Below are 6,283 nucleotides of genomic sequence, written 5' to 3'. Positions count from 1 at the left end.
CTCTATCTTACCAAAATTTCTTAGAAAGGGCTTCTACACCTCAAGATTTTATACTTTCTGATATGGCAAAAAAACCGCTGCACGGGGCAGCGGGAAAAGAGTCTATGCCTTTCGGCCTCTGTTATGTCTGGGCCCGGTGGTTTTCCTGGGAGGTCCCTTCTCTTTGACAGGCCGCCCTTTCCCCGTCCTAGCAGCCAGCTTATTGGCGCCCACGCCTCCGCTGCCTCCGCCAACCGCCTGCTGCTGCCGGGTTCCCACGCTTTCAATGGCGGCGTTGGTGCCGCCTGCGCTGTACCGCCCTCCGCCGCTGGCCACTTGAGTAGCGGAGGACTGAAGATTGCGCCTGGCCAGCTTCACTACCTGCTCATTGAGCACAATAACAGCCTCCTTTTCCCGGACTGCACGGGATTTTTCTCCATGGCGGCGCTGCCGGGCAGACCGCCGAGGCAACGCTCCGCCTCTGTTGAAGGCTTTGCCGCCTGCCCCTACACTCTCCTGCTGCCAGATGTTGGCGGAACCGATGGCCGCATTGCTTCCGGCTGCGCCGCTTCTTCCCGCTCCGCTGGCAATCTGGGTGGTATTCGGAGCATTGGTAAACTGCCGGTTATAAACAAATACCACCCGGTCCATTCCTCGTAGCGGAATCCTCGACACGATTTTGCTTCCCGGTTTTTTGATCACCACAACAAGCTCTTTCCTGCCATGCCTCACACTCCATCATCCCTTCCGGACAGATCTAGTGTAAGCTATGAAGGAAAGAGCGGTTTGGCATGAGTCACCTGCTCAACAGGCTCCCCCTATCGGCCTCGAATTTATTGCCCGGTATAGCCGCTCAGCTTCAGATGGGCCTGAAAAATCTCCATGGAGGAAGGAAGCTGCTCCTTGGCCGGCCAGCTGTCCCGCTCCCAGATCCCGGAATGCTTCAAAGCCCGGAATTATAAACAGCAGACCCACATGGGGATTGTCCAGAATGTTGCATAAGGAGTCCACCCGCTTGTTGCCGGGACGCTCGGGAATAACCAGCTGCTGCGGATTGGCCACATGGACAAAGCCGGGTTTGTCGCCCCGCGGTGAAACATCGCAGGCTCCGTCCAGGCTGGAGGTGGACAGAAACATCATAGGAGATTGATCGATAAAGCGTTTGGCTTCGTCGCTGATCATGCCGATGCTTTTTTTGACGACGGCTTCATGGGGCGTCCCCACCAGTGTCCGCAATTCCTCCAGGGATTGAACCGCATAGGACTGAACATCCAGTTTATCCATAGGTAGCACCTTCTTTTAGCAATAGTCGTCAGAATGTCAATATCTTTCCGCCAGCCGTCCCGGATATCGCTTCAATTGGCCGGGATGCCTGTTCCAGCTACCCCAGGGCTACATCCAAAATCATCATCACCAGAAAACCGCCCATCACCCCGAAGGTGCCCACATTGGAATGTTCGCCCAAATGGGCCTCCGGAATCAGCTCCTCCACCACCACGTACATCATAGCCCCTGCGGCAAAAGCCAGCAGCCAGGGCATATACGGCATAATGGCGCTTGCCACCAGCACGGCCAGCAGGCCGAAGATGGGCTCTACAATACCGGACATGCTGCCCATAACGAAGGCCTTGCGGGTGCTCATCCCCTCCTGGCGCAAAGGCAGGGAAATAGCCGCCCCCTCCGGGAAGTTCTGAATGCCGATGCCGATGGCCAGCGCCAAGGCGGAGGCATAGGAGGCCGTGTCCCCCTGCTGTGCAGCCAAGGCAAAGGACAGTCCCACCGCCATTCCCTCGGGGATATTATGCAAGGTCACCGCCAGCACCAGCAAGGAGGTGCGTTTCATGGAGGTGGACATTCCCTCCGAGGTGTTGCCTGACGGGTGAAGATGGGGAATCAGCCGATCCAGCCCGTATAAAAAGACAATGCCCAGCACAAATCCCCCGGCTGCGGGAATCCAGCCCATTTGCCCATTGGCCTCCGCTTCTTCAATGGCCGGAATAAGCAGGCTCCAGACCGATGCCGCAATCATCACGCCCGCTGCAAAGCCGAGAAAAATCTTCTGCACCTTGCCGCTCATGGTTTTGTGGAAGAGGAACACCATAGCCGCTCCCAAGGTTGTCATCAAAAACGTAAATCCCGTGCCGCTTGCCGCCCAAATGATTGATTCCGCCATATTCCCACCCTATCCGCACAAGGTTGTAACACCAGCATTATAGCATACTTGCCATTCATTCGAAGCTTATTCCGCTTTGCAACCGGGAATGCCAACTTTGCGCAACCGGCCTGCATATCCGCTGCTATTCCACATATACCCACAGCTGGCCTACCCATGTATTTACCCTCGCCCAGCTGCCTTTTTTGGCGGAGGCATATACCGTCTGGGGGGACAGCGCGTAACGGGTGCGCGTCATTTTACCATCGGAATAGATATAGAGTTGGGTGTTGGCGGTGAGGTCGAGAGCAAATTCCCCAGCCGCTTCCTCACTATCCACTTGGGAAGCCAAGGACAAATTGATGCCAACGGCAATCCCCTCCGTCAACCGGTCCAGGTAATCCGGGTCGGACAGCCTCGCATCCTCATCCGGGTTGGTCATAAAGCCCATCTCCACCAGAACCGAAGGCACCGTTGACCAGTTGAAGCCGGTGAGATCGGAGCGGGGCACGGTTCCTCTGGAAGCTGCTCCGGTGGCATCCACGGCTTGGCGGAGAATAAACCCGGCAGCCTCCTTGCTCCGGTTGAACACCTCGCCGCTTTCCTCCGTCCATGCCGGATACAGAAGGGAGATGCCCTGGGCCTTGGAGGACTCGGCCCCGTCGGCATGGATGCGGACAGCCAGATCCGCTTCGGCAGCATTGCACATTTGGGCCCGCTCCACATTGGAAATATCCACATCATGAGACTCGCGGGTCATCACTACCTGATAGCCGAAGGACTCCAGCTTTTCCTTCAGCAGCAGGGAAGCCTCCAGAGTCAGCACATACTCCGGCTTTTGGGTCTTCACTCCCCGGGTGCCGGAGCTGACCTTGGCCTTCATCTCTTTGGAACCCGGAGCAACAGGCTCCAGGGCATTATTCCCGTACTGCGGGTGGCCCGGGTCCACGCACACCGTCTGCTGATTCTGCGGCTTTGCGCCGACAGTCCCCGGAAGCAAGGCGGCCAGCAGCAAGGCCGCCAGAATCAGATACACATATTTCGCACGCCATCCAATGACAGTCATGGTCTGTTCCCCTTATTCCTGATAAACATTAATCCTCCGGATCATTCTGCTGGATTCGTCGATCAGAATTACGTTATCCTTTTCATCTACCGTGAAGCGGGTGTTTGTATAAAAGGAAAGATTAGCAGGATCGGCCGTATGAATAGGTTCATAGTCCTTTCCCTTGCCTTTATAGAGTCCTTTGTTAAAAGTAAGCTCTTTCCTGTCTACCAGTATGGATATGCTTCCGTCCAATGTGATTTTGTAAATTTTATCTGCGGTCATCACGTAGAAATTGCCGTTTTCGCCGATGCAGTTTAGAGCACCCTCGATGGGAACCTCAGCCACCCGCTTGAGGGCTGTATCTGTAAGCTGTGAGATAATCCCTGTACGCATTTCGTAGGTATAGATAGTTTTATTGTTCACTGTGGATATTAACTCACTGTTGGATTCAATAAAGGTTTTCGTTACAAATTGAGTGCCGCCGCCTTTGAGACTGGAGTAAATTACCCGATCTCCTCCCCAATAGAACGTCTCTCCGTCTACAGTTTCAAACATGGGTGAAAAAAATGTTTTTCCCATACTTGAGCCGAAATAATCCACATCATGAGGCAGCATAGCCCGGAGGGTGAAAGGGTGGGTGGCCAATTTCACTTCAGGCTCCAAGGAGTACGCTAATCCCCCATCCAAAACATACATTTGATCCAGATCACGGTTATAGTATAACCGGGTGGGATAGAACTGAGAATATACGAAAGTTTTCTTTAAAACAGTAGACCCCGTAAAATAACTATTGTGCATAATATCGTCGTACTCGAAGTTCAATTTGGCATCTATATGAAACACGATGTTGGTGCGTCCGATTTCCGGCTCAACCTTTTTAACCATGTACCCGGTGTTGGGGTCCTTTTGAAGAGAGTATACGCTGCCCTTTTTATCCACCGCCACGTCAATCAGCCTTGTTGTGGCATACGGGAACGCTTTGCCGGCTTCCGGGTCCGGGATCAAGTTATCTACGGTTGGAGAGGAGAGCTTTTGGGGGCTGCCTGCAGAGTGAGAGGCCGACGTATGCTTTGACAACGTAATGGTTTGAAGCTCCTGATTGAATGCAACCGTTTGTCCCAGCGCTTCTGCAATGAACCGCAAGGGCACCATGGTGGTTTCATTCCTGATTGCGGCAGGCTGATCCAAGATAACCGGCTGGTTATTTACCAGCGCTTCCTCCGATCCGATGCTTAACACAATGGTGCTGCCCGCACTGGTCATGGTTACGGTTTGTGTATCTCCGTCCCATACCGTAGAGGCTCCCAAGGCATCCCCAATGAACCGGAGGGGAACCAGGGCTACATTATTCACCAGCACAGGCGGGCTTTGCAGCAAATAGGCTTTGTCTCCTACTGTCGCATTGGCGTCGTCCAGCTTTAGCATCACGGTTGCTTCGGCGGCTTTAACCGCAGCAGGCATATAAAGACTGAAAAGCATTGCACAGCTCACCAGAAATACGATCCCTTTCTTTCCCATGGAGACGGTTCCGCCCTCTCTAATATTTTCTAATATGATGTCCAGCTTTCATTATATGGAAGAGCTATCCGATTTGCCATAGAAAAAATCCAGCACTCCGACAATCCGGACACCGGTTTGCAGGAAATAGTGGCGCTCTGGTGAATATACGCTTATCGCAACAACGAATCAGTGAGGGGATCGACATGAATCGAAGAATCATTATTGCAGGAACGGGCAGCAGCTCGGGAAAATCTACGGTTGCCCTGGGGCTGATGGGGGCTTTTCGCAAGCAAGGGCTGACGGTTCAAGGCTTCAAGTGCGGGCCGGATTATATCGATCCCAGCTACCACACGGCCATTACCGGCCGCAGCTCCCGCAATTTGGACAGCTGGATGCTGACCCCCGCCGTACTGCGGGAAATCTATGCCCGGGGCAGCCGCGATGCGGATATTTCCATTATTGAGGGTGTGATGGGGATGTTCGACGGCAAAAGCGCCCGGTCCGACGAAGGGTCCACGGCAGAAGTCGGCGCTTTGCTTGGAGCGCCCGTACTGCTGGTGGTTGATGTCTCCGGCATGGGGCGGAGCGCCGCCGCTGTGGTCAAGGGATTCCAGGCCATGGCCGGCGAAGGCGTCCGCATTGCAGGGGTGATTGCCAACCGGACGGGAAGCCAGGGACACGGTCTTTTGATCCGGCAAGCGGTGGAGCAGAAATGCGGCATTCCCGTGGTAGGCTGCCTGATGCGGAACAGCGGAATTTCCATACCAGAGCGGCACTTGGGTCTTATCCCTTCCTTGGAGCGGGGAGATTTGGCTCCTTTGTTTCAAAGCTTGGCGGCACATGTGGCGGCCGGAGTAGATCTTGAGGCCGTGTGGAGGCTGGCGGAAGCGCCCGAGCTGGAAGCTGGCAGCAGCCTGTTTCCCGATACAGCCTGCACCGCCGCTTCGAAGCCGGACAAGCTGCGGATCGCCGTAGCCCGGGATGCGGCTTTTCATTTTTATTATCCGGAAAATCTGGAGCTGTTGGAGCATTACGGCGCGGAGCTGATATTCTTCTCCCCGTTGGCCGGGGAGCTCTTGCCGAAGCATACGAACGGGCTCTATTTCGGCGGAGGTTTCCCCGAGGAATATGCCGGGACACTGGCCCAGCACCGGGACACAGCCCGGTCCATCCGCTCTGCCGTCGAAGACGGTCTGCCGGTGATTGCGGAGTGCGGCGGGTTTATGTATTTATGCCGATCCCTGACGCAAACGGATGGCAGCGTTCATGAGATGGCGGGCGTATTTCCCGGGAAAACGGTGATGCAGACCCAACTGGCCGCCATGGGTTACCGGGAGGCGGCGGGGGCAGCAGGCAACCCGCTTCTGCCGGAGGGACAAACCGCCCGCGGGCATGAATTTCATTATTCGGTTTATGTTCCCGAGGATGGCGGGCAGGCCGCCTTTCCCCATGCATATACAGTCACCGGCAGAAAAGGGGCTGCCCCCGAAGGTTTCTTATACAAAAACACCGTAGCGGGCTATACGCATCTCCATTTTGCCTCCAATCCAATCATGGTGGAGCGTTGGCTGGCGTTTTGCCGCAGCCGGAGGGAAGAGTAAGCT

6 protein-coding genes are annotated in these 6,283 nt (G+C 55.0%); 1 reads left to right on the top strand and 5 read right to left on the bottom strand.

Features of this window, described 5'->3' with window-relative positions; genetic code table 11:
* Positions 1 to 102 precede the first annotated feature (102 nt).
* The 5 genes from DQG13_RS14930 to DQG13_RS14910 form a co-directional block, all read right to left on the bottom strand.
* Positions 103 to 711 carry a hypothetical protein gene (locus tag DQG13_RS14930; protein WP_181592755.1) on the bottom strand — a complete coding sequence of 203 codons (609 nt, stop codon included), beginning with the start codon at positions 709 to 711 and terminating at the stop codon, positions 103 to 105.
* 72 nt (positions 712 to 783) lie between these two features.
* Complete coding sequence (locus DQG13_RS14925) at positions 784 to 1,263, bottom strand: pyridoxamine 5'-phosphate oxidase family protein (protein ID WP_309472238.1); 480 nt, start codon at positions 1,261 to 1,263, stop codon at positions 784 to 786.
* A gap of 97 nt (positions 1,264 to 1,360) precedes the next feature.
* A complete protein-coding gene (locus DQG13_RS14920; protein WP_113020580.1) occupies positions 1,361 to 2,152 on the bottom strand; it encodes a ZIP family metal transporter in 792 nt (263 codons plus the stop codon).
* 124 nt (positions 2,153 to 2,276) lie between these two features.
* Positions 2,277 to 3,197 carry an N-acetylmuramoyl-L-alanine amidase gene (locus tag DQG13_RS14915; RefSeq protein ID WP_113020579.1) on the bottom strand — a complete coding sequence of 307 codons (921 nt, stop codon included), beginning with the start codon at positions 3,195 to 3,197 and terminating at the stop codon, positions 2,277 to 2,279.
* A 12-nt stretch (positions 3,198 to 3,209) separates the two neighbouring features.
* Positions 3,210 to 4,697 carry a copper amine oxidase N-terminal domain-containing protein gene (locus DQG13_RS14910; protein ID WP_113020578.1) on the bottom strand — a complete coding sequence of 496 codons (1,488 nt, stop codon included), beginning with the start codon at positions 4,695 to 4,697 and terminating at the stop codon, positions 3,210 to 3,212.
* A 185-nt stretch (positions 4,698 to 4,882) separates the two neighbouring features.
* Here DQG13_RS14910 and DQG13_RS14905 point away from each other — a divergent pair, with 185 nt between their 5' ends.
* A complete protein-coding gene (locus tag DQG13_RS14905; protein WP_113020577.1) occupies positions 4,883 to 6,280 on the top strand; it encodes a cobyrinic acid a,c-diamide synthase CobB in 1,398 nt (465 codons plus the stop codon).
* Positions 6,281 to 6,283: the final 3 nt, after the last annotated feature.

Source organism: Paenibacillus sp. YN15 (genome assembly GCF_003285005.1).
GTDB lineage: Bacteria > Bacillota > Bacilli > Paenibacillales > NBRC-103111 > Paenibacillus_AR.
Note: the sequence above shows the minus strand (reverse complement) of the source record. Positions and strands in the feature narration are given on the sequence as shown.